Here is a 22,621-nt window from a genome sequence, read left to right on the forward strand (position 1 = left end):
CGTCACGATGACGAGCGGCGGCCGAGGAGGGCATCCAGGACGGCGCCGAGGTCCAGCCGGCCTTCGGCTGCCCTGCCCAGGACGGCTCCGATTCCCATGAAGATTGCCATCAGCAGGAAGCCCCAGAAGCCGAAGGCCAGGGCGGCCAACGCCAGGACGGCCCCGCCGGCCGCCCCGGCAACCACCGGGGTCATGCAACCCTCGGCTCGTGGCCGGCGTCGTCCGAGTCGTCATCCTCGGACGGAACGTGGATGTCGGTGATGGTGATGTTGACCTCGGTGACCTCCATGCCCACCAGGTCCTCCACGGCGGAGTAGACCGCATCGCGGGCGTTGTCTGCCACCTGCTGCAGGGGGTGCGGGTACTCCACCACGAGGGTCACGTCCACGGCAACCTGGGTCTGGCCCACCTCGACGCTGACACCCTGCGTCAGGTCTTTCTGGCCAACCTTTTCGCGCAGGTTGCCCAGGGCACGGGCTGCGCCGCCGCCCAGGGCGTGCACGCCCTCGATTTCCTGGATGGCGATGCCGGCGATCTTGGCCACGACGCCGTCTGCCACTGTGGTGCGTCCACGGCCGTCATTGCCGCCTGCTGCCGAAAGCTCGTGGCCGGGGGCGGCAGCCGTCTGCTTCTGCTGGACCGTGGCCGGGGTTTGCGTCTGCGTGGTCATGTGCGTCGCTCCTTCTTGTTGTGGAACTGGATTCAGGGGCGCGTCCTGCGCCCTCACATGTAAGACGCAGTGGCAGGGCGAAACCTCACGCAAAAGTATTTGTGATCGTCATCACACTGCTGTGAGGGCAGCAAAAAGGGCGTTGACGACGCCGGGTTGATCCCGGCGTCGTCAACGCCCCTTCGCGGGGTATCCCCTAGAGGGCCAGTGCGGGCTCATTCCCGCGCACGCTCAGCGTGAAGGTGTTGGGTCCGCTGCAGGTGACGGCGATGCGGCACGTGGTGGTGTTGTGCCGCGTGGAGAGGTCCGAGACCGCGGAATCAAGGGTCTCGTGGAGGGAGGTCCGGTCCCAGATTTTCAGCGTCACGGATTCGGCAGTGTTAAACGTCATTGTTCAGTACTTTCCTGTATCAAGCCGGTTCGATCGTCCGGCAGTGGCCTGTCCGCGCTCGGAGGGTCGGTGGCCTGCGCTCACCGGTGGGCCTCGTTGCGTCACCAGGATGTCAAGGGCGGATGGTTCCCGCCCTGCCAGTCAATAGTGCCCATGGCTCGAGGGCCGGCTCAACCATATTGCCGAATTATTGCGAGTGAATCTCATCACGTGTGACGGACGGCACAGTCAGTCGTCGAAATGCGCGGTAATCCTCTGTTCCCCGGAAATCGAGGTGATGACGGTGGCTGCCACTTCCCGGAGCTTGATGTTCCTGGTGCTCGAGGCGCGGGTGAGGATGCCGAAAGCTGTCTCCCGGTCGCAACGGTTCTGGGCCATGATTGCCCCGATGGCCATGTCGATCACCGTGCGTGACTGCATTGCGGCGGTGAGGTCATTGCGGGCTTCCTTCAGCTGTGAAATCCGCAGGATCAGCCGCAGCGAGCTGGCTGCCTGGGCCACAAAGGACTCTACGGTGGTGATGTCTTCGCCGGAGAATCCGTTGCTCCGGCCGGAGTAGAGGTTCAGGACGGCCTCGGCGTCCCCGGCGAGGTCAAGCGGCACGGCCAGGATGGAGGAGACGCCGTGCTGTTCGGCGGTGCGGACATATGGCCCCCAGCGGTCTTCGGCGGCCAGGTCCGGCACCAGGAGCGTGCTTCCCTGCCGGAGCGCGGTGAGGCACGGGCCCTGGCCGAATCGGTTCTGCAGTTCATCGAGGGCCTGCGCTGCGGCGTCACTTGCCGCCACGGCCTGCGGCCGCTTCTGCCGCAGGACGGTGACGCCGCTGTGGATCCTGTTCCCGGGGCTGGACAACCGCTTACTGGCCAGTACCGCCAGCTCGGTGAGGAAGGCCTTGATGTCCGGACTCTCCAGCACTAACTGCTGCAACGACAGTTCCATCGCTTCCAGCGGCAGGTCCCCCGGTTCCGGGAGCGGCTGCTCCCCACTGCCGGTCATTGGTCCCCACCCGCTGACAATTCCCGCATGGCCGTCGCTATCAACGCCACCTGGGATGCCGGGAGATGCAGCGCTTCATTGAGGTAGGCATCAAAGGACATCTCGTCAGCGTCCCCGCCGAGACCGTAGTAGTACGTCCACAGCTTGATCATCGGCACCTGCGTGCTGCGGAAGCGACGGGCCACATCCCTGCGCTGCTCGTCGGCTTCCATCAGCTGGTCAGGGTCGCCGGTCCAGTCGGCGTTCATGCCTGCGGTCCGCTCATCGGCGCGGGAATAGGGGGATGGGTTGCCTGTGCGTGGTTCACGGCCATATGGCCTCGATCCCGGGTTGCGCCCCGCACCTGGTGCCGGACTGGTGGCCGCCGCTCTTGAACGCTGACGTCCCGATGTATTCAACCCCTGGATCCTGCTGCCATCCCGAAATCTCCTACCTTTGACACTACGCTCCCGCACGGGTTTGCGGTATACGTCAGGGCAGCTTGGCGGGAATGCCGGCCGCTCCGTGAATTTCCGGACCAGGCGGGCGCCGTAACCGTAAGATGAACCCCATGCTGAATCCTGCTGACAACGTGACCGTGCAGCACCTCCAGGAGGTCCTGGTGGGCGCTGAAAATGCCGTGGAATTCCTGTCCGGGCTCTCGGGAATGGCGGCGGCTGCAGTATCAGAGGCCGCGGGGGACACCATCGAATGCGCCGTTACCCTGAAGCTCCGTCGCCGCCCCACCACGGCGGCAGGCTCCAGTGCCAGGGCCCTGGAGTTGGACCTCATTGAGCAGGCGCTGGGGGACGGACCCTGCATCCGCGCACTGCGTGAGATGGCGCCGGTGCTGGTTGACGACGTCGCGCGCGATCCCCGGTGGACCACGTACAGCCGCGAGCTCACAAAGCGGGGCGTGCAGAGCACATTGGGCGTGCCTTTGGAGATCAGCGGTGAGGCCAGCGCCGCACTGAACTTCTTCGCAACCAGGCCGGGCATCTTCACGGCGGACGTCTACGACAAGGCCGCCGGGTTCGCCGCCGCTGCCCACAACACGCTGCACCTCTCCGTCCGCATCCACGCCGCGCAGAACCGGGCGGATGACCTGGAAGCTGCCCTGGAGAGCAGGACCGCCATCAACCTGGCCTGCGGCGTGATCATGGCGCAGAACCGGTGCTCCCAGGAGGATGCGATGAAGATCCTCACCAAGGTCTCCAGCAACCGCAACCGGAAGTTGCGGGACGTGGCAACGGAGCTCATTGAGCAGCTCTCCGGGAGCAACATCCAAACCCACTTCGACGCGTAGGCCCGAACGCCGGGGCTCCCGCAATCCGCCGGCTGCTGCCGTCCGGTCAGCCGGCGGCCCGAACGGAAACGGAAACTGCCGCGGTGCCGCCGGTTTGCCGGATGTCCCAGCAGTTCCCGCTGCCGATCACCCGGTAATCACCGGCACCGGCGGCTTCCAGCACTACGGCCGTACCTTCATCAATGGCAACCATCCGTTCCACCAGGCCTGCAGCCACGGCGCCCACCGCGCGGCTTAGTGTTCCGGCCTGGGCCGCGTGCACATCCAACGCGAACGGGACCAGCCCCAGGCCGTCCCGGACGTCCACGGCGTCCAGGCCTTCCCCGCACTCCTCCCCGCATACCTCCACCCCGTTGATCCGGTAGCCGCCGATCAGTGCCCGGCGGGGCGCCACCATGGCACCGGCGGAGAACCCCAGATAGGGGGTGCCGCCGGCAACCAGCCGGGACACCGCGGCAGCTGCCGGGCGCAGGCCCTCCCAGTACGCCGGCGTCAGGCCTCCGCCCACCACCACGCCGTCCGCGCCGCTGAATGCGGTGGGATCGGCCGGGCTGCCTGCTGCCAGCGGGACCGCCACGATCGCGCCCCCAAGCCTGGTGCGGAGGGGACCCGCACAGGCCTCCAGAATGTCCTGCAGGCTCCCGCCGCCGGGATGGACCGCTACGGCAACGCGGGGTGTGCGGCCCGGGCCGGCATGCCTCCGCACGTCGTCTGCGAAACGGTCGAATATGCCGGGGAAAGCCTGCGGATCCGGGCCGGCGCCGGCAAGGAAGATGCTCATGGGCTTCAAGATACCGGCTGCAGCCTTTCGGCGGAGGCGGCAACAAATAGCCCTTGACGTGCCCCCGGTGCCGGACTAACGTACAACCAAATGGTTGTAGAAACGCTGAGTGAAAACGAACTGGACCGCCTCTTCCAGGCGCTTGCCGATTCCACCCGCCGGGACATTGTCCGCCGCGTCACCCTGGGCGGGTACTCCGTCTCCGGCCTGGCTGCGCTCTACGCCATGAGCTTCGCCGCCGTCCAAAAACATGTGGCGGTATTGGAGCGTGCATCCCTGGTCACCAAGGAAAAGCACGGAAGGGAGCAGATCGTGCGGGGCAATCATGAAGGACTGCAGGAAGCCCGCCGGCTGCTCGACGGCTATGAGCAGATCTGGCGGCAGCGTGCCGACCGGATGGCCGACATTCTCGCTGAAGGATAGGAAGGCATTGCCATGACAGTCATCAGTACGGAAAAGAACCCCGAAGCATTGAGCCTCACCCTCGTCGCAGAGTTCGACGCCGGCGTGGAACGCGTCTGGCAGCTCTTTGAGGACCCGCGCCAGCTGGAGCGCTGGTGGGGGCCGCCCACCTATCCCGCCACGTTCTACAAGCATGACTTCGTTCCGGGCGGCAAGGCCAGCTACTTCATGACCGGCCCCGAAGGAGACCGGGCACACGGCTGGTGGGAGTTCACCGGCATCGACGCGCCCCGCCGGCTGGAATTCGACGACGGGTTCGCGGACAGCGACGGCAACCCCACCGGGGAATTCGGCGTCAGCCACGCCACGGTGACCCTGGAAGCGCTGGGGGACCGCACCCGGATGACCATGCTGTCCATCTTCGAATCCGAGGAACAGCTGCAGCAGATGATGCAGATGGGCATGGAGGAAGGCCTGAAGGAAGCCGTAGGCCAGATCGACGGCATCCTCGCCGAGCACGCCAACGCCTGATGCCGCCCCACCTTGGCCGGGACGCCAGGTGGGCGGACGACGGCGGGAGGGCCCGCCGTCGTCCGCCCACCCCCGGGCGGTGGATCCCCAGGCGTTGAACCCGCAGGCCCACCGCTGAATACTGGAAGCCTAAGACCAGCAAAGGGAAGGCGGTGGCGCGATGGGCGGCGGGGCAGGGGATTTCCGCAAGCGACTCGAGCGTGCCGCCGAGGCCCGTTCATACCGGGGTGCCGGCATCACTGCCGAAGAGGAAGCTGCGCTGGACGCCCTCGATGCGCAGGAACGGGAGAAGCGCAGGAAAGTCACCGATGCCGCCCGCGCCGAGTACCTGGTCCGCGATGCCATGGCGCAGGGCAAGTTCGACAACCTGAAGTACGCGGGTAAACCGATCCCCGGGCTGGGTGAATCGTACGATCCCGACTGGTGGGTCAAGGGGTTGATCCAACGCGAGAACATCAGCGGCCTGGGCCCGGCAGCCATTTTGTTGCGCACCGAGGACGCCGGGCTCGACGCGAAACTGGACGCCCAATACACCGAGCAGCAGGTGCGCGACATCCTGCAGGATTTCAACCGGCGCGTCATCGACGCCCGCCGGCAGCTCCAGGGCGGCCCGCCGGTGGTCACCAGCACCCGTGACGTAGAGGAGCAAGTGGAGCGCTGGCGCAGCCGCCGTGACCGGCGTGTTGCGGACGCTCCGGTCGCACCGGAGCCGGAGCGGTCCTGGTGGAAGCGGCTCTGGAAGGGCGCGGGGTAGGCGTCTGGGTCTGCTTTCCCGAACAGCTCGCAGGCGGCGTAGCAGTACCTGTCGGTCTGGCCCCCTGGCTACGGCCTGTAATTGGGGTTGGGGCCAATCATCGATGCGGGCGGAGGCGCGAACGGACCCGCGGGATAAAGCGGTGCCACCTGGAGCATGTAGTTGGCCCACTGCGGCCCGGCGATCATGTAACCGTCGAGGCGGGGATAGAACGTGCCATTGATGGTTACATTCTGGCCCGCCCGTTTTTGGCCCTCCAGGGCATCTCCAAAAAAGGACGCAGTAACCAGGCCGGTGGTGTACCCCACCACCCACGTGGACCCGTTGGTGTTCGACGTGCCGGTCTTGGCGGCGGCGGGAACCTTGTCCTGCACCTTCGGATTGATCCAGACGCCGGAACCCTTCTTCAGCACGTCCTGCAGTACCGAGTTGACGCCGCGGGCCACATCCGGCTTGACGGCATCATGGCAGTCGGGGGCCTGGGCGGGCAGTTTAGCCCCGGCGGCATCAATGACATCAACCAGGGCGATGGGAGCACAGTAGCGGCCCTCCGTAGCGAACGTGGCAAAGGCATTTGCCAGGGTCAGGGGTGCCACGCCGGTGCCGCCCAGGAGGTTGCCCAGCTGGTGCATGTTGACGGGGGTGCCGTCCAGGCCGCTGTGCAGGCCGACGGCGTCCACCATCTTCTGGATGCCGCAGAAGTCGAGCTGGGCTGCGGAGGCAAAAGTGGCGGTGTTGATGGAGTTGTACAGGCCGTAGTTGACCGGCATCGGGCGGTAGAAGCCGTCCTCCGCATTCTGCAGGTCATCGGCAGCGCCGAGGGCAGGGTTTGCCTGCGCCGTGCTGTACGCACCCAGCACCTTGCCGCAGCTGTCCTTCCACGGGAACCCCAACGGATAGACCCGGCGGGAAGCGTCCACTTGAGCGGTGAGCGGCTTACCCTCATTCAGCCACTCGGCGAAGGTGAAGGGCTTCATGGTGGAACCCGGCTGGAACCCACCGGCGCCATTCAGGGTGTTTCCCTGGGGATCCCTGGCATCCACGTTGAAGTTCAGGTTGGTGTCGAACCTGCCGGGCTGGGGGAGGAACACCGTGTTTTGGGCCATTGCCAGGATTTTTCCGCTGCCGGGCTGGAGGCTGAGCAGTGAGGCTGCCCAGTGGTCCGGATTTTCGCCCGCCGTCCCGTCCACCTGGGCCTGGGCGGCCGCCTGGAGCCTGCTGTCCAGGGTGGTGGTGATGGTGAGGCCCCCGCGGTAGAGCCTCCGCTCGCGTTCCGCCTCGGTAGGCCCGTAGGCGGGATTGTTCAGGATCAGGTGGGAAACGTAGTCGCAGAAGTAGGGTGCCATGGCAGCGTTGGCGCAGCCTTGCTGCTGGGGTGTGATGGTCAGCTGGATGGGGGTGGCCGCGGCCGCATCGTGCTGCGCCTGCGTGATCTTGTGCAGGCGCAGCATTTCGGACAGGACGTGGTTTCTTCGAAGAACCGACGTGTCGGGATTGGTGACCGGATTGTAAAGGGTGGGGCTGTTGACCAGGCCAGCCAGCAGAGCCGCCTGGGGAAGGGTGAGGTCCTTGGCGGTGGTGCTGAAGAAATACCGCGCAGCGGCTTCAATGCCATATGCGTTGCTGCTGAAGAACACGATGTTCAGGTACCCCTCCAGGATTTGGTCCTTCGTGAACCTCTTCTCCAAAGCAATGGCCAGCTTCATTTCGCGCAGCTTGTCGCCGAGGTTTTTCTGTCCGTTGAGGACCACCGCTTCCGGCCGGTCCTGCGAAAGCTGTGCCTCGTTCAGGACATTGGTGACGTACTGCTGGGTGATGGTGGAGGCACCCTGTTGGCCGCCCTTTGTCAGGTTGGACACCACGGCCCGGAGTATCCCCTGCGGGTCCACGCCGGCGTGCTCGAAGAACCGGCTGTCCTCGATGGCGACGATGCCGTCCTTGATGAAGGGCGACATTTGGTCCAGCGGGACCCGCACGCGGTTCTCCGCGAAGAAAGTGGCAATCTGCTGCCCGTCGGACGTCAGGACCTTGGTGGCCTGCGACGGCGGCTGAACGGTGAGTTCCGAGGGCAGGTTTTCGAAAAACCCGATGGAAGAACTGACGCCTATTCCAGCAGCCGCGACGGCCGGCACCACCAGGCTTGCCGCCAGCACCCCGCACAGGGCACTGGCTGCGAGGAATCCCAGGAACCTTCCCAGGGCTGCCCCCACACCGCGCCTGTGCCTTCGCTTCCGTGCCAATTCCCCACCCCCGCGCTCGAAGGTGGGATCAGGATACGCTCCGGCCAGGGGACGGACCAGACCCGGACAGGTCAGGATTTGGTCACGCCAGACCATTGACGAGCGATAGTTACCGACATATCGTTAACTATCGCTGAATATATAGCGAGTAGATCAATGTGAAAGGACGATGCCACCATGAAAGGCATATTCGACGAGAAACATCCGGGCCCTGGGTTCGGCGGCGGCCGCTTCGAGCGGGGGAGGAGCCAGCGGGGGCCCCACGGGCACCGCGGTCCGGGTTTTGGTCCAGGGTTCGGCCCTGGCTTTGGTCCCGGATTCGGTCCGGGGTTTGGCCCTGGGTTCGGCCCCGGCTTTGGCCGTGGTGGGCGGAGGGCAAGCCGGGGTGATGTGCGGGCGGCCATCCTGTCCCTGCTGGCAGAGGCGCCGTCCAATGGTTACGGACTGATCAAGACCATTGCCGCCAAGACCGGCGGCGTGTGGCGGCCCAGCCCGGGATCCATCTACCCCACGCTCCAGCAGTTGGTGGACGAGGGCCTGATCGAGGCCGTGGGCGAGGGCCGTGGAACAGAGTTTGCGCTGACGGACGCCGGCCGGGCCTACGTTGCGGAACACGCCGAGGAGATGGAGAACGCGTGGAACGCCGAACCTGACAGTGCGGACCGGGACTTCCATCAGAGCATCGCCAAGCTCATGGGAGCCATCCACCAGTTCCGCGCCGGAGTGACCGGGGAACAGCGGGCTGCCGCCGTTGAAAAGATGGATGAGCTGCGCCGAGCGCTCTACAAGATCCTTGCGGACTAAAGCGGGAACCTACGCGAAGGAGTCTTCCTTGACGTGCCGTTCAGCCGGGGCCGGTGCGGTCGGGATGTGGGCGGCGGCCTGGCGCAGGGGGTTGAATCCCGCTCCGATCTCACCGAAGGCGTAGGCCGTCTCGGCGTGCTCAGCCAGGTCCACGCCGGCGGTCTCAGCCTCGTGGCTGACACGGAAGCCAACGGTCTTGTGGATCACCCGGGCAATGACCGCGGTTCCAACGCCGGACAGCAGGAGCGTGATGACCACCGCGGCCACCTGGGCGATGAGCTGCTGGACCCCGCCGCCATAGAAGAGGCCGCCGCCCTGGCCGTTGACGGGAAGGGCGATGAACCCCAGGGACAGGGTGCCGATCAGGCCTGCGCCCAGGTGGACACCCACCACGTCCAGGGAGTCATCAAGGCCAAACCGGTACTTGAGGTCCACGAACACGCAGCAGGCGGCTCCGGCCACCAGGCCCAGGCCGATAGCGGCCACTGGGCTGATGTTGGCGCAGGACGGCGTAATGGCCACCAGTCCGGCGACAACGCCCGAAGCGGCGCCAAGTGAGGTGGGGTGGCCGTGGCGGGCCTTCTCCACCACCAGCCAGCTGAGCATTGCCGCGGCAGGAGCCACCAGGGTGTTGATCCAGATCAGGCCGGCCTGCTCAACGCTGGTGGCCGCGCCGCCGTTGAAACCAAACCAGCCGAACCACAGGATCGCCGCGCCGAGCATGATGAACGGCAGGTTGTGCGGGCGGTGGTTGGGGTCCTTCGCGAAACCGTGCCGCTGGCCAACGATCACGGCCAGCACCAGGGCCGCCGTTCCCGAGCTGATTTCAACTACGGCGCCGCCGGCGAAGTCGATCACCTGGCCGAAGATCTCCGTGACGGCACCCCCTGCACTCATCAGGCCGCCACCCCAGATCATGTAGGCGAGCGGGCAGTAGATCACGGTGATCCAGACGGGAACGAACAGGGCCCACGCGCCGAACTTGGCGCGGTCCGCGATGGCGCCGCTGATCAGGGCCACCGTGATGATGGCGAAGGTAGCGCTGTACCCGGCCTTGAGGAGGTCGGGTGAACCCATCAGGTTCTGCAGGCCGAAGCTGGTGAAGGGATTGCCAAAGAGGCCCAGGACGCCGTCCCCGGTGGTCATCGAGTAGCCCCACAGGACCCAGACCACGCCGACGATTCCTGCCGAGATGAAGCTCATCATGATCATGTTCAGGGCGGCCTTGGCGCGGGTCATGCCGCCGTAGAAAAGGCCAAGCCCGGGGGTCATCAGCAGGACCATGGCGGCTGAAATCATCAGCCAGACGTGTTGGGCAGTGATCTCCACCGGTGGGTCCCTTCGCAACGTGATCGTGGTGCGGGACCCGTTGTGGTCCCGTGCATTTCCCCCGGGATCCATTTTTGGCGGCGTGTGTTTCAGCCAGTGCAGCCTAAAGTTGCGACCACGTTACACAAATCGTCCCTGCGTGAAGTTCACGTATCAGCCATGTTTCGGGCATGTAAACACCCTCTGTTCCACTGCCTGTCTCCACGTGCTCCGCCCCTTGCGCTTCCCTTCAGGCAAGGGAAAGAGCGGCCGACGGCAGGTGAGACCCGCCGTCGGCCGCTCTTTTGCGTGTGTTTCGAAGCTATGAACGTGGCCTCACCCGGTCAGAACCTGCGCGCGTTGGCCAGGACCGGCAGCTTGGCACGGATGCCGTCCACCGTTGACGGATCGATGTCGACGACGGCGAGTTCCGGCTTCCCGCCCAGCGCCGCAACCGCCTTTCCCAGGGGGGTGATCACGGCGCTGTGTCCGATGCCGGTGGGTGCCGTCCCCGCCGGGCCCGCGCCCGTTGTTTCGGGGTCGCCCTGCCCGCAGGCAACCACGAACGTTGTGCTGTCCAGGGCCCGGGCGCGCACCAGCAGGTCCCACTGTTCCGCCTTGCCCTCACCGGCACCCCAGGACGCGCACAGGATGTTCACCTGTGCGCCCGCATTGGCGTTTGCCGTGAACAGGCCCGGAAAGCGCACGTCGTAACACGTGGCCAGGCCAAACACGGTCCCCTCCAGTTCGAAGGTCACCGGCGCTTCCCCGGCGTCCACCGTCCGGGACTCCAGGAAACCAAAGGCATCGAAGAGATGGATCTTGTCGTAGGACGCCTCCACCCCGGGCCCGGTGACCAGGAGGGTGTTGCGGACGCGGCCGTCTGTTCCCGGCGTGAACATGCCGGCCACAACGGCGATCCCCAGCTCCTTGGCGATCCTTCGGACCTCGCTGGCCCACGGGCCGTCAAGGGGCTCGGCGATGTCCGTCAGGGAATGGCCGAAGGCGCGCATGGTCGCCTCGGGAAAGACCACCAGCTGCGCCCCGGCGTTCCTGGCCTGGGCGGCATAGTCCCACACCAGTTCAAGGTTGGCGGCGGTGTCGGCGCTGCTGATGATCTGCGCTACTGCAATACGCATTACTGCCGGTAGCCCTCCACCTCGCTGATGGGGCGGGCCTCGGCGTCGTTCGGGTCCTCACCCGAGTCCTTCTTGGCACGCCGTTGCCGCAACAGGTCCCAGCACTGGTCCAGGCTTTCCTCCACGTACTTGAGCCGCGCCTGGTCCGGTGCCTGGCCGTCCCCAGGGCCCTCGCGCAACGAGTGTTCCTCCTCCACCAAGGCCTGAATGCGCGTCAAAATGTCCTGGTCGTTCATGGTTTCCCCTTACTTTGGTCCGGTCTCCTTCAGCGTACGTACCAGGTGCTGAAGGAGCCAGCCCCCGCGCTGTACCATCAACTTCATGCCCACTGCGCTTGATATGGCAGGTCCCATCCTGGAAGTGCTCACCTGGTTGTGCCTGCCCGCCGGGCTGGGACTGCTTTTCTATACCGGTTTCCTCCGCCGCTTCGTGCATCCCTGGGATGTGGCCGAAGCGGTGGTCTATTCCGATTCCTCTGGCGTGGGGTTCCGCTGGTTCGACCGCAAACACCAGGTGCACAACGCTCCGATGTCCCCCTACGACATCAGGGACCTGGCGCCCGGAGACACGCTGGCTGTTTACTACCACCCCAAACGCCCCACGCAGTGGCAGACCACCATGCCGGAGGAAGCCGGCAGGACGGCCTCGGTCTTGGGCCGCTGCCTGACGGCCGTGGGCTCCGTGGCGCTGCTGGCCGGCTTCGTCCTGCCCATGTTCTAGCCCGCCGGAGCGGTTCTAGCCGGCCAGTACCACCACGATGCCGACGCACCCCAGGGCAACCCCCGCAAACGCGGTCCACAGCACGGCCGGCAGGTCAGCTTCAATGCTTTCGCCTGCCAACCCATGGGACCTGGCCTGGTACCGGCGCCGCTGCGTGAGGTAGATGGCAAGGGCGGCGCCGCCTGAGATCACCGGCAGCATAAGGATGGGCGGACCATAGGTGGGAAGCCAGCGAAGGAAGAAGGCGCTCGCCGTCACCAGCGACAGCATGGTCCGGCCCCAGGCTAGGGCCGTCCGCTCAGGCTGGAGGCCGGGATCGCCGTGGTGGCTGGGGCCGCTGGCTGCCACGGGATCAGCGCCAGAGGATGAAGACCAGGACGACGGCGGCAGCCAGCGCCCCTGCCCCGGCCAGCAGGGGAACGAAGAACGGCAGAGGCAGCGGCGCCTTGGTGCGCATGCTCCGTTCCACCCGAAGCCACCGCATGGCGGCCCCGCCACTGAGCATCATGCCCAGCAGGAGCAGCAGGACGGCCAGGCCCTTCCGGACAGGATCAATGAAAAGGCCGGACGTGAACGCCTCGATGGCAATGCCACCGGCCAGCAGGGCAAGCGACGTCCGGATCCAGGCGAGGAAAGTGCGTTCGTTCGCCAGCGTGAAGCGCGGATCGGGTTCCTCGCCCCCGGGCAGCAGCCGCTCGGCCATTTTGCCCCGCGACGGCGGGACCGTTTGCCTGGGGGGCTGCTCACTGTTGATCACGGGGCCAGTTTAGCCGCGGCCGGTGCGGGCTTGCCCTTCAGGCAGCGTGGCGGAGCGCGGCCTTGGCTGCCAGGTGCTCCCCGATCGGCAGGGCAGCAGTTGCGGCAGGGGAGGGGGCATTCAGGACGTGGACCATTCTGTCTGTCTCAGCCAGCAGGAAATCGTGGAGAAGCGTTCCGTCGCGGCGCACGGCCTGTGCCCGGATGCCCGCCTCATGTGGCAAGAGGTCCGCTGTGGACAGTCCCGGGGCATATTTGCGGCATTCCTGCAGGTAGCTTCCCTTGAACAGTGAGTTGCGGATTTCGCGCACCGCGGTGGCGGCATTGGCCCTGGCCACATGCCACAGTCCGGGGAAGCGCACGTAGCGGGCCACGTCCTTGATGTTCACCGAGAACTTGGGGTAGCCCTCCCGTGCCAGGCCCAGGACGGCATTGGGGCCCACGGTAATGGTGCCGCTGATGGTGGGCGTGAGGTGGACCCCCAGGAAGGGCAGGTCCGGGTCCGGTACGGGGTAGATCAGGTGGGAGACGTAATCCCGCTTGCTGTCCGGCAGCTCGAAATACTCTCCGCGGAAAGGAATGATCTGGACGTCCAGCTTCATCCCGGCCAGTTCCGCCAGGCGGTCCGACTGGAGGCCGGCACACGCCACCAGCCGCCGGCAGGAGTAGGCGGCCTGTCCCGTGGCAACTTCCACCCGGTCTGAATGTTCCACAATGGAACCCACGTGCGCCCCGGTGACCACCCTGCCGCCGGCAGCGGAAATGAGCTCTGCCAGCTTCCGCGCCACTTCCCCGTAGTCCACGATGCCGGTGCTTGGAATGAACAGTGCACCCAGGCCGGAAACGTTGGGCTCCCGCCGGTGGAGCTCCGCCTGGTCCACCCGCTCGCTGTCCAGCCCGTGGATCGCCGCGCGTTCCTCAAGCCGGTCCAGCCGGTCCAGTTCCAGCGCTGAGGTGGCCACCAGGAGCTTGCCCGGCTCTGCGTACCGGATGCCGTGCTCCCGGCAGAACTCCTTGGTCTGTTGCGCCCCGGCCTTGCTGAAGCGGGCCTTGAGGCTATCCGGGGCGTAATAGATCCCGGAATGGATGACGCCGCTGTTGTGGCCGGTCTGGTGTGCGGCCAGCGAGGCCGCGGCCTCCAGCAGGACCAGGGAAGCTCCCGGCTGCTTCAGCAGCAGTTGATAGGCCGTTGCCAGCCCCACAATTCCGCCGCCGATAACGCAGTAGTCCACCCGCTCCACAGGTCCGCCTTTCGTCGTGGCTAGATTCTAGCCACCGCTGCCCGGCTTATCCGCCGCTGCGGGGCGCAAACATGATCACGGCGACACCCACAAGGCACACCAGGGATCCGGTGATGTCCCACCGGTCCGGCCGGAAGCCGTCAAACGCCATGCCCCACGCGAGGGAACCGGCAACGAACACGCCGCCATAGGCCGCCAGGATCCGTCCGAAGTGGGCGTCCGGCTGGAGCGTTGCCACGAAGCCGTAGGCACCCAGTGCGATGACACCCAGCCCGGCCCACCACCAGTCCCGGCCCTCGCGGACTGCCTGCCACACCAGCCACGCGCCCCCGATTTCGGCGGCGGCGGCGAGGACGAACAGCACGATGGTCTTGAAAACAGCCACAGTTTCACCTGGAGTACCCACAGGGCCATCATCGCAGCCGGGAATGAGGCTTGCGGCAGCGGAGTTGGGGAAGGTATGGAGTGCATCGGATTCCTTTCATTCGGCCACTGGGGACCCGGCCAGGGTTCCCGCACCCGGACCGCGGGCGATGCCCTGCTCCAGGGCATCGACCTGGCCGTTGCCGCCGAGGAACTTGGAGTGGACGGCGCCTTCTTCCGCGTGCATCACTTCGCCCGGCAGCAGGCCTCGCCCTTCCCCCTTCTGTCTGCCATCGCTGCCCGCACGAGCCGCATCGAAATAGGTACGGGCGTCATTGACATGCGGTACGAAAACCCGCTCTACATGGCAGAGGAAGCGGCAGCGGCAGACCTGATCAGCGGCGGCAGGCTGCAGCTGGGCATCAGCCGTGGTTCACCCGAGCCGGCGCGGCAGGGTGCCTCCGCTTTCGGCTACGTGCCGGAGGAAGGGGAGACGGATGCCGACATGGCCCGCCGGCACACAGGCGTCTTCCGCCGGGCCATTACCGGTGCGGGCGTCGCCCAGGCAGACCCCCGGTACGCCGGCGGCGCTACGGGACTCCTGCCCGTCCAACCCCAGTCGCCGGGTCTGGCGGACCGGATCTGGTGGGGCGCGGGGACCCGCAAAACCGCTATATGGGCCGCGGAATCAGGGATGAACCTGATGAGTTCCACCCTGCTGACGGAGGACACCGGCGTTCCGTTCCACGAACTCCAAGCGGAACAGATCCAGCTGTTTCGGGAGGCGTGGGCGGCGGCAGGACATGCACGTACCCCGCGGGTGTCGGTCAGCCGCAGCGTCCTTCCCATCGTGGACGAGGAGGACACCTACTACTTCGCCGGGAGCGCTCTCCGGGACAGTCGCGACCAGGTGGGTGTCATCGATGGCCTTACCTCACGGTTCGGCAAGAGCTACGTGGGCGCACCTGACCTCCTGGCGGAGCAGCTTGCAGCCGATACCGCTGTGCAGGCGGCCGACACCCTGCTGTTGACCGTTCCCAACCAGCTGGGCGTGGACTTCAACGCCAAGCTCCTGGGCAATATTGTGCAGTTCGTGGCCCCGGCCCTGGGATGGAGCCGATAGGAGGCTGGGAACCTTTTGCGATACCGAACCGTTATCCTTTAAGTGCGGTGTGGGGGCTTCGCGCCCCAACTACACTGTGACTGCTGAACGGTCATATGACGGAGAGAGAGAAATATGGCTCGCGCCGCCCTAGGCTTTAACGCATGATCCGGCTACGACAGCTGGCCCAAGCGGCTTCGGTACTCACCACCCCCCTAACGCCAGAGGACGTCCTCTCGCTGTTCAACCCTGTCTACTCCGCGAGGCAGCTCAGGGGCGTTGTCACCAAGGTGGTCCAGGAGACCGCCCAGTCGGCAACCATCTTCTTCCGTCCCGGCCGCGGCTGGAAGGCGCACCTTGCCGGCCAGTGGGCCCGCATCGGCGTCGAACTCGATGGCGTGCGCCACTGGCGCTCCTATTCACTGAGTGCCCCTGCCGGCAAGGATCCGGCCATCACGGTCACGGACGTCGGCGCCGTTTCCGGCACCTTGGTGCGCACCACCAAGCCCGGTGACGTCCTGTTCCTGGCTCCGCCGCAGGGTGACTTCGTGCTTCCGGAACATCCCCGCCCCCTGCTCATGGTCACCGCCGGCAGCGGCATCACTCCGGTGATGTCCATGATCCGCACCCTTGTTCCGCGGCGCCCGGATGCCGACGTCGTCCTGGTCCATTCGGCCCGCACGCCCGGCGACAGCCTCTTCCGCGAAGAGCTGGCCGAACTCGCTGACCAGTTCCCCAACTTCCGGCTGGCGCACTGGTACACCGGCGAGCAGGGCCGCATGGACTTCTCCAGCACCCGCGAGCTTGACGAGATCTGCCCCGACTGGAAGGAACGGTCCGCCTACGCCTGCGGCCCGGACAGCTTCCTGGACGACGCCGAGGCGCTGTGGAAGCGCACGGCGCTGACCACCCGCGCCCCCGGGACCGACGTAGCCGTTGCCGGCGACGCCGGCAACCTTATGATCGAACGCTTCAACACCACCTTCAACGCCGGCGTGGGGCACGACGGCGGCCTGGTCACCTTCGAGGCTTCCGACCGGGAGGTGGAAGCCGACGGCGACACCCCCATCCTGGACATCGGCGAAGACGCCGGGGTGCTGATGCCCAGCGGCTGCCGCATGGGCATCTGCCACAGCTGCCTTACGCCACTGCTCGCGGGGCAGGTCCGCGACCTCCGCACCGGGGAAATCCATGGCGAACCCGGCCAACTGATCCAAACGTGTGTTTCGGCAGCCGCCGGACCCGTCAACCTCGAACTCTGAGGAGCAGCACCGTATGACTGTCATCTCACCCACGAAAACCACCACCCCCGCAGGTGCCAACGCCGGCACCTCCCGGACGCGCCCCGGAAAGCTGGCCGAGTCGGGAAGCCCCAGCGTCAGGCCGCCGGCTGCCGCCCACCTCACCGATGAACAGGTGGCGGAGTTGGGCCGTGAGCTCGACGCCATCCGGGACGAGATCCTGGGCAAGCGCGGCGCGGAAGACGCCGCCTACATCCGCCGCATGATCAAGATCCAGCGCGGACTGGAGCTCTCCGGCCGCGCCGCCCTGCTGGTGGGCAAGAACAAGGCTGCCTGGGTCACGGGCACCACGCTTCTGAGCCTGGCCAAGATCCTGGAAAACATGGAACTGGGCCACAACATCCTCCACGGCCAGTGGGACTGGATGCGGGACCCGGACATCCACTCCACCACCTGGGAATGGGACTTCGTGACGCCCTCGCGGTCCTGGCAGCACACTCACAACGACCTCCACCACCGCTGGACCAACGTGGTGGGCAAGGACAACGACGTCGGATACAACCTGCTGCGCATGGACGAGCAGCAGCCGTGGAAGCCCATCAACCTGGCCAACCCGCTGTTCAACGCCATCCTGGCGCCGGTCTTTGAGTGGGGCATCGCCATCTACGACCTTGAGCTCACCGAGTTTAAAGAAGGCACCAAGTCCAAGGAAGCCCTGAACAAGGACCTCAAGGCGCTGGGCAAAAAGGTCGTTACCCAGTTCACCAAGGACTATGCGGCCACGCCCGCACTTGCCATGTTGACCGGATCCGCCAAGCAGGCCCTGTTCGGTACCATCGCAGCCAACGCCATCCGCAACGTCTGGGCCCACGCCGTCATCTTCTGCGGCCACTTCCCGGAAGGCACCGACACCTTCACGGAGGAAATGGTGGAAGGCGAAACCCGCGGCGACTGGTATGTGCGCCAGATGATCGGTTCCGCCAACATCTCCGGTTCCAGGTTCATGCACCTGATGACCGGCAACCTTTCACACCAGATCGAGCACCACCTCTTCCCGGACCTGCCCTCCAACCGCTACGCGGAAGTGGCGCCCAGGGTCCGCGAGATCTGCCAGCGCTACGGCCTGAAGTACACCACGGGCCCGCTGCTGAAGCAGGTCGGTTCATCGTGGGCCAAGGTCTTCAAGCTTGCCCTGCCTGGGAAGACTGCCCAGGCCTAGCCCGCAAATAAACAGAAGTGACCCGGCATTGCCGGGTCACTTCTGCGTTGGCGCCCGCTACCGCCGGGTGCCGGGAGCCAGGAGCATGTGGTCCAGCTTGGGCAGTGCGTGCCGGAGGCGGTGCCTGGCGCGGTCAAGGATCTCTTCCGCATGCGACAACTCCGTGTCCGCCACTTCGATCCGTGCCGATCCCTGGAGCCGGTGGCCGGACCACCGCAGCTGCAGGTTTGCTACCGCGAGGACCCCCGGGGTCTCCTCCAGCGCCGTCTGTGCGCGCGACACCAGGGCTGGTTCGATGCCGTCCATGAGCCGCCGGCCGATGCTCCGCACAGTGCCCCAGAGCAGCACCATGATGGCTGCGGAGATGACCAGGCCAATGATCGGGTCCGCGAGCGGAAAACCGAGCATGACGCCGACGGCGCCAATCACCACGGCCAAGGAGGTGAAACCGTCCGTCCGGGCGTGCACGCCGTCCGCCACCAACGCGGCGGAACCGATCCTGCGTCCCACACGGATGCGGTAGATGGCCACGGCCTCGTTTCCTGCAAATCCGATCAGACCCGCGGCCATGACCCAGCCAAGGTTCTGCAGCGGCTTGGGGTGGATCAGCCGGTCCACGGACTGCCAGCCGGCCACCACGGCGGAAAGGGCCACCACGGCCACGATGAAGAGCCCGGCCAGGTCCTCTGCCCGTCCATAGCCGTAGGTATACCGGCGGTTGGCGGCCCTGCGCCCCAGGATGAAGGCTACCCATAGGGGCACCGCCGTCAAGGCATCGGAGAAGTTGTGGATGGTGTCGGCGAGAAGCGCCACCGAGCCGCTGGACAGGACCACCAGAAACTGAAGCACGGTGGTGGCCAGCAGCACGAACATGCTGATCTTCAGCGCCCGGATGCCCTCGGCGCTGGCCTCCATGGCGTCGTCAATGGAATCGGCCGCATCGTGCGTATGCGGAACAAACAGCTCCGTCAGCCAGCCCTTGAAGCCGGCCTGGTGGTGGTCATGTCCCTCGTGCCCGTGGCTGTGGCCAGAATCGTGCGTGTGCGCTCCGTGCTGTTGCTCTTCGTGGGGCTGGCTGTGCGTATGCGTTGACTCCTGGTGCCGCCCGCTCACGAGGCAGTTCCCTGCGCAGGATGGTTGGTGACGCGGTGATGGGCCGGCTCCCCGCCGAGGGCATGCTCGGCCTGGAAGATGGCATCGGCCACCAGTTGCCGGGCGTGCTCGTTCTCCAGCCGGTAGAGCACCCGGGTCCCGTCCTGCCTCGTGGAGACCATCCGGGCCAGCCGCATTTTTGCGAGGTGCTGGGACACGGCTGCGGGGGACTTGCCTACGACATCGGCCAGGGCGCCCACCGCCATCTCGCCGTCGCGGAGTGCCAGGATGATCCGCACCCTGGTGGCGTCGGCCAGCATGGCGAAGACTTCCACAGCCAATTCCACGTACTGGCTGTCGACGCCCAGCGCGCAAGCATTCGTATCTGCATTCATGCGCATATAGTGTCACAGTTGCAGCGCCTGCGCACTGTGGCGCGTCCCGCCGTCGTCCCCGAAAGAGGCCCGGTCCGGAGCGGACCGCCCTAGAGTGGGGAGCGTTGCATGGCACTCTGCCTGCCGCCTGACCAGTCCCGAAAGGAATTAGTCCCCGATGGCTTTACTCACCGTTGGCACTGAGAACAGCACTGATATCGAGCTTTACTACGAGGACCACGGCTCCGGGCAGCCCGTGGTGCTGATCCACGGCTACCCCCTGGACGGGTCGTCCTGGGAAAAGCAGACGGCGGCCCTCCTGGCCGCCGGCTACCGCGTCATCACGTATGACCGCCGCGGTTTTGGCAAATCCAGCAAGCCCACGGAGGGCTACGATTACGACACCTTCGCCGCGGACCTCAACACCCTGCTGACCGCCCTGGACCTGGACAACGTGGTGCTGGTGGGCTTCTCCATGGGCACCGGTGAGGTGGGCCGCTACCTGGGCACCTACGGTTCCGCGCGCGTGGCCAAGGCGGCGTTCCTCGGATCCCTTGAGCCCTACCTGCTGAAGACCGACGACAATCCCGGCGGCGTCCCGCAGGACGTGTTTGACGGCCTCCTGAAAGCGGTGACCGCTGACCGCTACGCCTTCTTCACCGACTTCTTCAAGAACTTCTACAACTCCGATACCTTCCTGGGTACCCCGCGCCTGAGCCAGGAAGTCATGGACGCGGGCTGGAACCTGGCCGCCGGTGCGGGCGCCACGGCCTCCGTTGCCGCCCAGCCCAGCTGGCTGACCGACTTCCGCCAGGACATCCCCAAGATCGATGTTCCGGCCCTGATCGTGCACGGAACGGCGGACAACATCCTGCCCATCGACTCCACCGGACGCTTGTTCGCAAAGGCACTGCCCAGCGCTGAGTACGTGGAAATCGAGGGTGCCCCGCACGGCCTGCTGTGGACGCACGCGGCAGAAGTCAACGAGGCGCTTCTCGGCTTCCTTTCGAAGTAGGAAGCAAACGCGTCCGACGGCGGCATGGGCCGCCGTCGGACACCCCGCCGGGCTTGGTCCGATGCCCCGCCGGAGGCCCTAGCAGTTGGATTTGCCCGGTATCTGAGGCTCCTGGGGCACGGCATCCGCAGGACACAACTGGGCGGCCAGCGCTTTCAGTTCCTTCGGGTGGAAAGGCTTGGTGAGGTAGGCGGCGGCGCCGGACGCCATCCCGGCCAGGACGTCGTCCTCTTCCGACCGGGCCGTCAGGAACAGCAGCGGCGCGGACGTGAGGGCACGGATGGCGCGGGCCACCACATGCCCGTCCATATCGGGAAGCCCAAGGTCCAGGGTGACCAAGGCAATGGCGGGATCGGCTGCCGCGGCGATGCCCTCCGTGCCCGTGCCCACCGCCTTGACCAGGAACCCGGAACGGGACAGGACCACCGAGACCAGGCCCCTGATATCGTCGTCATCCTCCACGACAAGGCAAACACGCTGTTGCTGATTCATTTAGCCCCCCGGCGAAAAGTTGGCACCAGTCTACTGGTGGGATGGCCCGTTGCTGCAGACCGCCTGCCTACCCGTCGTAATGGGTGCGCGCAGGCCCCTGGCCCAGGGCATTCACCACCGCGGCAGCGACGTCGTGGAGCTTGGTGTTCCGGGTACTGGACGCCGTCTTCAGGATGGCGAAGGCGTCCTGCTGGCTGCACCGGTTCTGGGCCATGATGATGCCCACGGCCATATCGATGACCGTGCGGGATTCCAGTGTGGCGCGAAGGTTTGCCGCCGTTTCGCTGTAATGCGCAAACCGCACTGCCAGGCGGAGCGCCAGCGACGTCTGGCTGACAAAATCCTCGGCGAACTTGAGGATGCGGCCCTCGAACCGGTGGGGCCTGCCGGAGTACAGCAGCAGCGCGGCCTTCGTCTCGCCTTCCAGCCGGAAGGGGAGGGCCGCAACCGACCTGATCCCCTGTGCCACCACCGCCGGGGAGTAATCGGGCCAGCGGCCGTCGCCGGAAAGGTCCGGGGCGTGGACAGTTTCCTGGGCCGTGAATGCCGTCAGGCTGGGAGTCTCGGCGAACGTATGCTCGAGGCGTCCGATCGACTTCGCTTCCCGGCTGCTGCTGGCGATCGTGGCTGTTTTCCGTTGCCGGAGCAGCGTGATGGCGCAGAGCATCTCGTCGCCGGGTTCGGAGAGGTTTCGTGCGGACACCTGCGCCAGTTCATTAAGGAAATCTTCAACGTCGGAACTGTTGAGGACCAGTTCATGCAGGTGCTCGGTGATGGATGTATCGGTTTTTGCTGTTGACTCGCCGGCCACGGTTCTTGGTGCCATTCATTCAGGTCAAAACGAGCCTGCAACACAGCGGCACCCCGCCACGTGGGGGGAAACCGGTGATGGTCGCTGGATCGACGAACTTTCCAACGGCCTGCTGCTAAACCGATAACCAGAGTATATACATCCCGGAACAGGGCTAAACCGCCAACGCTCCAGGGCCGCAATCCGGGTTGCTGGCGCCGGGCAACGTCCACCCGGCACAATGAAGCAGGATCCGGTACCGTCTCCGCCGGCCCGTTGACTGCGGTCCCGCCGCGGAAGGACAGGAACATGACCAGGCTTCTTATCATTGGGCCGCCGGGCTCCGGCAAGGGAACGCAGGCCGAGCACCTGGCGCGCCATTTCAAGGTCCCTGCCGTGTCCACCGGCGAGATCTTCCGGAGCAACGTCAGCCGGAAGACAGACCTGGGAAACCAGGCCGCGCAGTACCTGGACGACGGCCATTTCGTCCCGGACCACCTCACCAATGCGCTGGTGAAAGACCGGCTCCTGGAGGGCGACGTGATGCACGGCTTCCTGCTGGACGGCTACCCGCGCACGGCGCCGCAGGCAACCGAACTCGATGCCATGCTCGCAGCCAGTGGCCATGCTTTGGACGCCGTCATCGAACTGCAGGCGCCGGACGCGGAACTGGAGGAGCGGATGCAGCGCCGCGCCGCGGAACAGGGCCGGACCGACGACACTATCGACGTCTTCCGCCGCCGGCTGGACCTCTACCACCGTCAGACGCATGAAGTAGTCTCGGTGTACGCGGGCCGGGGCATCCTGGTGACCGTCAACGGCAGCGGCGATCCGGGCGGGATCACCGCAGCGGCAATCGCCGCCGTCGAACAGTTCCTCGCAGCCCCGCAACCCCCGTCCTGACCGAAGCAACGC

Annotated in this window: 29 protein-coding genes; 11 read left to right on the forward strand and 18 right to left on the reverse strand. The window is 66.0% G+C overall.

The window, feature by feature from the left end; genetic code table 11:
- Positions 1–2: 2 nt before the first annotated feature.
- From HNO81_RS10555 to HNO81_RS10575, 5 genes are all read right to left on the reverse strand, one after another.
- Positions 3–194, reverse strand: coding sequence for a DUF2273 domain-containing protein (locus tag HNO81_RS10555; RefSeq protein WP_175318084.1), 192 nt, complete (start codon positions 192–194; stop codon positions 3–5).
- Entirely contained in the window at positions 191–670 is a 480-nt protein-coding gene (locus HNO81_RS10560) for an Asp23/Gls24 family envelope stress response protein (RefSeq protein ID WP_175318085.1), read from the reverse strand. The genes HNO81_RS10555 and HNO81_RS10560 overlap by 4 nt, the downstream gene beginning before the upstream one ends.
- Positions 671–866: 196 nt before the next feature.
- The gene (locus tag HNO81_RS10565; protein ID WP_175318086.1) at positions 867–1,061 is read right to left on the reverse strand and encodes a hypothetical protein; all 195 of its coding nucleotides are present in this window, start codon (positions 1,059–1,061) and stop codon (positions 867–869) included.
- Positions 1,062–1,289: 228 nt separating this feature from the next.
- Positions 1,290–2,057 (reverse strand): GAF and ANTAR domain-containing protein, encoded by a 768-nt coding sequence (locus HNO81_RS10570; RefSeq protein ID WP_175318087.1) that lies wholly within the window; start codon positions 2,055–2,057, stop codon positions 1,290–1,292.
- Complete coding sequence (locus tag HNO81_RS10575; RefSeq protein ID WP_175318088.1) at positions 2,054–2,305, reverse strand: hypothetical protein; 252 nt, start codon at positions 2,303–2,305, stop codon at positions 2,054–2,056. Before HNO81_RS10575 ends, HNO81_RS10570 begins: the two co-directional genes overlap by 4 nt.
- 302 nt (positions 2,306–2,607) lie before the next feature.
- Here HNO81_RS10575 and HNO81_RS10580 point away from each other — a divergent pair, with 302 nt between their 5' ends.
- A complete protein-coding gene (locus HNO81_RS10580; RefSeq protein ID WP_175318089.1) occupies positions 2,608–3,342 on the forward strand; it encodes a GAF and ANTAR domain-containing protein in 735 nt (244 codons plus the stop codon).
- A gap of 46 nt (positions 3,343–3,388) precedes the next feature.
- Here the strand turns inward: HNO81_RS10580 and HNO81_RS10585 are convergent, their stop codons facing one another.
- Entirely contained in the window at positions 3,389–4,123 is a 735-nt protein-coding gene (locus HNO81_RS10585) for a Type 1 glutamine amidotransferase-like domain-containing protein (RefSeq protein ID WP_175318090.1), read from the reverse strand.
- Between the two features lie 90 nt (positions 4,124–4,213).
- Between HNO81_RS10585 and HNO81_RS10590 the strand changes: the two genes are divergently transcribed.
- The 3 genes from HNO81_RS10590 (at position 4,214) to HNO81_RS10600 (ending at position 5,810) form a co-directional block, all read left to right on the forward strand.
- Complete coding sequence (locus HNO81_RS10590) at positions 4,214–4,546, forward strand: helix-turn-helix transcriptional regulator (protein WP_175318091.1); 333 nt, start codon at positions 4,214–4,216, stop codon at positions 4,544–4,546.
- Positions 4,547–4,558: 12 nt separating this feature from the next.
- Entirely contained in the window at positions 4,559–5,056 is a 498-nt protein-coding gene (locus HNO81_RS10595; protein WP_175318092.1) for an SRPBCC domain-containing protein, read from the forward strand.
- 160 nt (positions 5,057–5,216) lie between these two features.
- Positions 5,217–5,810, forward strand: a complete 594-nt coding sequence (locus tag HNO81_RS10600; protein WP_175318093.1) for a DUF1992 domain-containing protein — start codon at positions 5,217–5,219, stop codon at positions 5,808–5,810.
- Positions 5,811–5,878: 68 nt separating this feature from the next.
- On the opposite strand, the gene HNO81_RS10605 is transcribed toward HNO81_RS10600, so the two are convergent.
- Positions 5,879–8,050 (reverse strand): transglycosylase domain-containing protein, encoded by a 2,172-nt coding sequence (locus HNO81_RS10605; protein WP_175318094.1) that lies wholly within the window; start codon positions 8,048–8,050, stop codon positions 5,879–5,881.
- Positions 8,051–8,227: 177 nt separating this feature from the next.
- On the opposite strand from HNO81_RS10605, the gene HNO81_RS10610 reads away from it, so the two are divergent.
- Positions 8,228–8,854 (forward strand): PadR family transcriptional regulator, encoded by a 627-nt coding sequence (locus HNO81_RS10610; protein ID WP_175318095.1) that lies wholly within the window; start codon positions 8,228–8,230, stop codon positions 8,852–8,854.
- 9 nt (positions 8,855–8,863) lie between these two features.
- Here the strand turns inward: HNO81_RS10610 and HNO81_RS10615 are convergent, their stop codons facing one another.
- From HNO81_RS10615 to HNO81_RS10625, 3 genes are all read right to left on the reverse strand, one after another.
- Complete coding sequence (locus tag HNO81_RS10615; protein WP_175318096.1) at positions 8,864–10,183, reverse strand: ammonium transporter; 1,320 nt, start codon at positions 10,181–10,183, stop codon at positions 8,864–8,866.
- Positions 10,184–10,506: 323 nt separating this feature from the next.
- Positions 10,507–11,301, reverse strand: coding sequence for a carbon-nitrogen hydrolase family protein (locus HNO81_RS10620; RefSeq protein WP_175318097.1), 795 nt, complete (start codon positions 11,299–11,301; stop codon positions 10,507–10,509).
- Positions 11,301–11,537: a DUF2630 family protein gene (locus tag HNO81_RS10625; RefSeq protein WP_175318098.1), complete on the reverse strand. Its 237-nt coding sequence runs from the start codon at positions 11,535–11,537 to the stop codon at positions 11,301–11,303. The genes HNO81_RS10620 and HNO81_RS10625 overlap by 1 nt, the downstream gene beginning before the upstream one ends.
- 85 nt (positions 11,538–11,622) lie before the next feature.
- Here HNO81_RS10625 and HNO81_RS10630 point away from each other — a divergent pair, with 85 nt between their 5' ends.
- Positions 11,623–12,021, forward strand: a complete 399-nt coding sequence (locus HNO81_RS10630) for a hypothetical protein (protein ID WP_175318099.1) — start codon at positions 11,623–11,625, stop codon at positions 12,019–12,021.
- Between the two features lie 15 nt (positions 12,022–12,036).
- Here the strand turns inward: HNO81_RS10630 and HNO81_RS10635 are convergent, their stop codons facing one another.
- From HNO81_RS10635 to HNO81_RS10650, 4 genes are all read right to left on the reverse strand, one after another.
- Entirely contained in the window at positions 12,037–12,369 is a 333-nt protein-coding gene (locus tag HNO81_RS10635; RefSeq protein WP_175318100.1) for a DUF202 domain-containing protein, read from the reverse strand.
- 4 nt (positions 12,370–12,373) lie between these two features.
- Positions 12,374–12,724, reverse strand: coding sequence for a YidH family protein (locus HNO81_RS10640; RefSeq protein ID WP_175318143.1), 351 nt, complete (start codon positions 12,722–12,724; stop codon positions 12,374–12,376).
- 91 nt (positions 12,725–12,815) lie between these two features.
- Entirely contained in the window at positions 12,816–14,018 is a 1,203-nt protein-coding gene (lhgO, locus tag HNO81_RS10645; RefSeq protein ID WP_175318101.1) for an L-2-hydroxyglutarate oxidase, read from the reverse strand.
- A 46-nt stretch (positions 14,019–14,064) separates the two neighbouring features.
- Positions 14,065–14,403: a YnfA family protein gene (locus HNO81_RS10650; RefSeq protein ID WP_175318102.1), complete on the reverse strand. Its 339-nt coding sequence runs from the start codon at positions 14,401–14,403 to the stop codon at positions 14,065–14,067.
- Positions 14,404–14,478: 75 nt separating this feature from the next.
- Between HNO81_RS10650 and HNO81_RS10655 the strand changes: the two genes are divergently transcribed.
- The 3 genes from HNO81_RS10655 to HNO81_RS10665 all read left to right on the forward strand — a co-directional run bounded on the left by HNO81_RS10655 (position 14,479) and on the right by HNO81_RS10665 (position 17,943).
- Complete coding sequence (locus HNO81_RS10655; RefSeq protein WP_175318103.1) at positions 14,479–15,504, forward strand: LLM class flavin-dependent oxidoreductase; 1,026 nt, start codon at positions 14,479–14,481, stop codon at positions 15,502–15,504.
- Positions 15,505–15,647: 143 nt separating this feature from the next.
- The gene (locus tag HNO81_RS10660) at positions 15,648–16,745 is read left to right on the forward strand and encodes a ferredoxin reductase (RefSeq protein ID WP_175318104.1); all 1,098 of its coding nucleotides are present in this window, start codon (positions 15,648–15,650) and stop codon (positions 16,743–16,745) included.
- Positions 16,746–16,758: 13 nt separating this feature from the next.
- The gene (locus HNO81_RS10665; protein WP_175318105.1) at positions 16,759–17,943 is read left to right on the forward strand and encodes an acyl-CoA desaturase; all 1,185 of its coding nucleotides are present in this window, start codon (positions 16,759–16,761) and stop codon (positions 17,941–17,943) included.
- Positions 17,944–18,000: 57 nt separating this feature from the next.
- Here the strand turns inward: HNO81_RS10665 and HNO81_RS10670 are convergent, their stop codons facing one another.
- Positions 18,001–19,056, reverse strand: coding sequence for a cation diffusion facilitator family transporter (locus HNO81_RS10670; RefSeq protein WP_371818224.1), 1,056 nt, complete (start codon positions 19,054–19,056; stop codon positions 18,001–18,003).
- A complete protein-coding gene (locus HNO81_RS10675; protein WP_175318106.1) occupies positions 19,053–19,430 on the reverse strand; it encodes a metalloregulator ArsR/SmtB family transcription factor in 378 nt (125 codons plus the stop codon). Before HNO81_RS10675 ends, HNO81_RS10670 begins: the two co-directional genes overlap by 4 nt.
- Positions 19,431–19,587: 157 nt before the next feature.
- Here HNO81_RS10675 and HNO81_RS10680 point away from each other — a divergent pair, with 157 nt between their 5' ends.
- Positions 19,588–20,424 carry an alpha/beta fold hydrolase gene (locus tag HNO81_RS10680; protein WP_175318107.1) on the forward strand — a complete coding sequence of 279 codons (837 nt, stop codon included), beginning with the start codon at positions 19,588–19,590 and terminating at the stop codon, positions 20,422–20,424.
- 78 nt (positions 20,425–20,502) lie between these two features.
- Here the strand turns inward: HNO81_RS10680 and HNO81_RS10685 are convergent, their stop codons facing one another.
- The gene (locus HNO81_RS10685; RefSeq protein WP_175318108.1) at positions 20,503–20,916 is read right to left on the reverse strand and encodes a response regulator transcription factor; all 414 of its coding nucleotides are present in this window, start codon (positions 20,914–20,916) and stop codon (positions 20,503–20,505) included.
- A 67-nt stretch (positions 20,917–20,983) separates the two neighbouring features.
- Positions 20,984–21,727 carry a GAF and ANTAR domain-containing protein gene (locus HNO81_RS10690; RefSeq protein WP_175318145.1) on the reverse strand — a complete coding sequence of 248 codons (744 nt, stop codon included), beginning with the start codon at positions 21,725–21,727 and terminating at the stop codon, positions 20,984–20,986.
- 288 nt (positions 21,728–22,015) lie between these two features.
- On the opposite strand from HNO81_RS10690, the gene HNO81_RS10695 reads away from it, so the two are divergent.
- A complete protein-coding gene (locus tag HNO81_RS10695) occupies positions 22,016–22,609 on the forward strand; it encodes an adenylate kinase (protein WP_175318109.1) in 594 nt (197 codons plus the stop codon).
- Positions 22,610–22,621: the final 12 nt, after the last annotated feature.

The sequence above is a fragment of the Pseudarthrobacter sp. C4D7 genome, from assembly GCF_013359725.1.
Classification (GTDB): domain Bacteria; phylum Actinomycetota; class Actinomycetes; order Actinomycetales; family Micrococcaceae; genus Arthrobacter.

Excerpts from the sequence above, each read along its gene's own strand:
- HNO81_RS10555 (WP_175318084.1), bottom strand. The coding sequence starts at position 194 with ATGACCCCGGTGGTTGCCGGGGCGGCCGGCGGGGCCGTCCTGGCGTTG.
- HNO81_RS10560 (WP_175318085.1), bottom strand. The coding sequence starts at position 670 with ATGACCACGCAGACGCAAACCCCGGCCACGGTCCAGCAGAAGCAGACG.
- HNO81_RS10565 (WP_175318086.1), bottom strand. The coding sequence starts at position 1,061 with ATGACGTTTAACACTGCCGAATCCGTGACGCTGAAAATCTGGGACCGG.
- HNO81_RS10570 (WP_175318087.1), bottom strand. The coding sequence starts at position 2,057 with ATGACCGGCAGTGGGGAGCAGCCGCTCCCGGAACCGGGGGACCTGCCG.
- HNO81_RS10575 (WP_175318088.1), bottom strand. The coding sequence starts at position 2,305 with ATGAACGCCGACTGGACCGGCGACCCTGACCAGCTGATGGAAGCCGAC.
- HNO81_RS10580 (WP_175318089.1), top strand. The coding sequence starts at position 2,608 with ATGCTGAATCCTGCTGACAACGTGACCGTGCAGCACCTCCAGGAGGTC.
- HNO81_RS10585 (WP_175318090.1), bottom strand. The coding sequence starts at position 4,123 with ATGAGCATCTTCCTTGCCGGCGCCGGCCCGGATCCGCAGGCTTTCCCC.
- HNO81_RS10590 (WP_175318091.1), top strand. The coding sequence starts at position 4,214 with ATGGTTGTAGAAACGCTGAGTGAAAACGAACTGGACCGCCTCTTCCAG.
- HNO81_RS10595 (WP_175318092.1), top strand. The coding sequence starts at position 4,559 with ATGACAGTCATCAGTACGGAAAAGAACCCCGAAGCATTGAGCCTCACC.
- HNO81_RS10600 (WP_175318093.1), top strand. The coding sequence starts at position 5,217 with ATGGGCGGCGGGGCAGGGGATTTCCGCAAGCGACTCGAGCGTGCCGCC.
- HNO81_RS10610 (WP_175318095.1), top strand. The coding sequence starts at position 8,228 with ATGAAAGGCATATTCGACGAGAAACATCCGGGCCCTGGGTTCGGCGGC.
- HNO81_RS10620 (WP_175318097.1), bottom strand. The coding sequence starts at position 11,301 with ATGCGTATTGCAGTAGCGCAGATCATCAGCAGCGCCGACACCGCCGCC.
- HNO81_RS10625 (WP_175318098.1), bottom strand. The coding sequence starts at position 11,537 with ATGAACGACCAGGACATTTTGACGCGCATTCAGGCCTTGGTGGAGGAG.
- HNO81_RS10630 (WP_175318099.1), top strand. The coding sequence starts at position 11,623 with ATGCCCACTGCGCTTGATATGGCAGGTCCCATCCTGGAAGTGCTCACC.
- HNO81_RS10640 (WP_175318143.1), bottom strand. The coding sequence starts at position 12,724 with ATGGCCGAGCGGCTGCTGCCCGGGGGCGAGGAACCCGATCCGCGCTTC.
- HNO81_RS10655 (WP_175318103.1), top strand. The coding sequence starts at position 14,479 with ATGGAGTGCATCGGATTCCTTTCATTCGGCCACTGGGGACCCGGCCAG.
- HNO81_RS10660 (WP_175318104.1), top strand. The coding sequence starts at position 15,648 with ATGATCCGGCTACGACAGCTGGCCCAAGCGGCTTCGGTACTCACCACC.
- HNO81_RS10665 (WP_175318105.1), top strand. The coding sequence starts at position 16,759 with ATGACTGTCATCTCACCCACGAAAACCACCACCCCCGCAGGTGCCAAC.
- HNO81_RS10675 (WP_175318106.1), bottom strand. The coding sequence starts at position 19,430 with ATGAATGCAGATACGAATGCTTGCGCGCTGGGCGTCGACAGCCAGTAC.
- HNO81_RS10680 (WP_175318107.1), top strand. The coding sequence starts at position 19,588 with ATGGCTTTACTCACCGTTGGCACTGAGAACAGCACTGATATCGAGCTT.
- HNO81_RS10685 (WP_175318108.1), bottom strand. The coding sequence starts at position 20,916 with ATGAATCAGCAACAGCGTGTTTGCCTTGTCGTGGAGGATGACGACGAT.
- HNO81_RS10695 (WP_175318109.1), top strand. The coding sequence starts at position 22,016 with ATGACCAGGCTTCTTATCATTGGGCCGCCGGGCTCCGGCAAGGGAACG.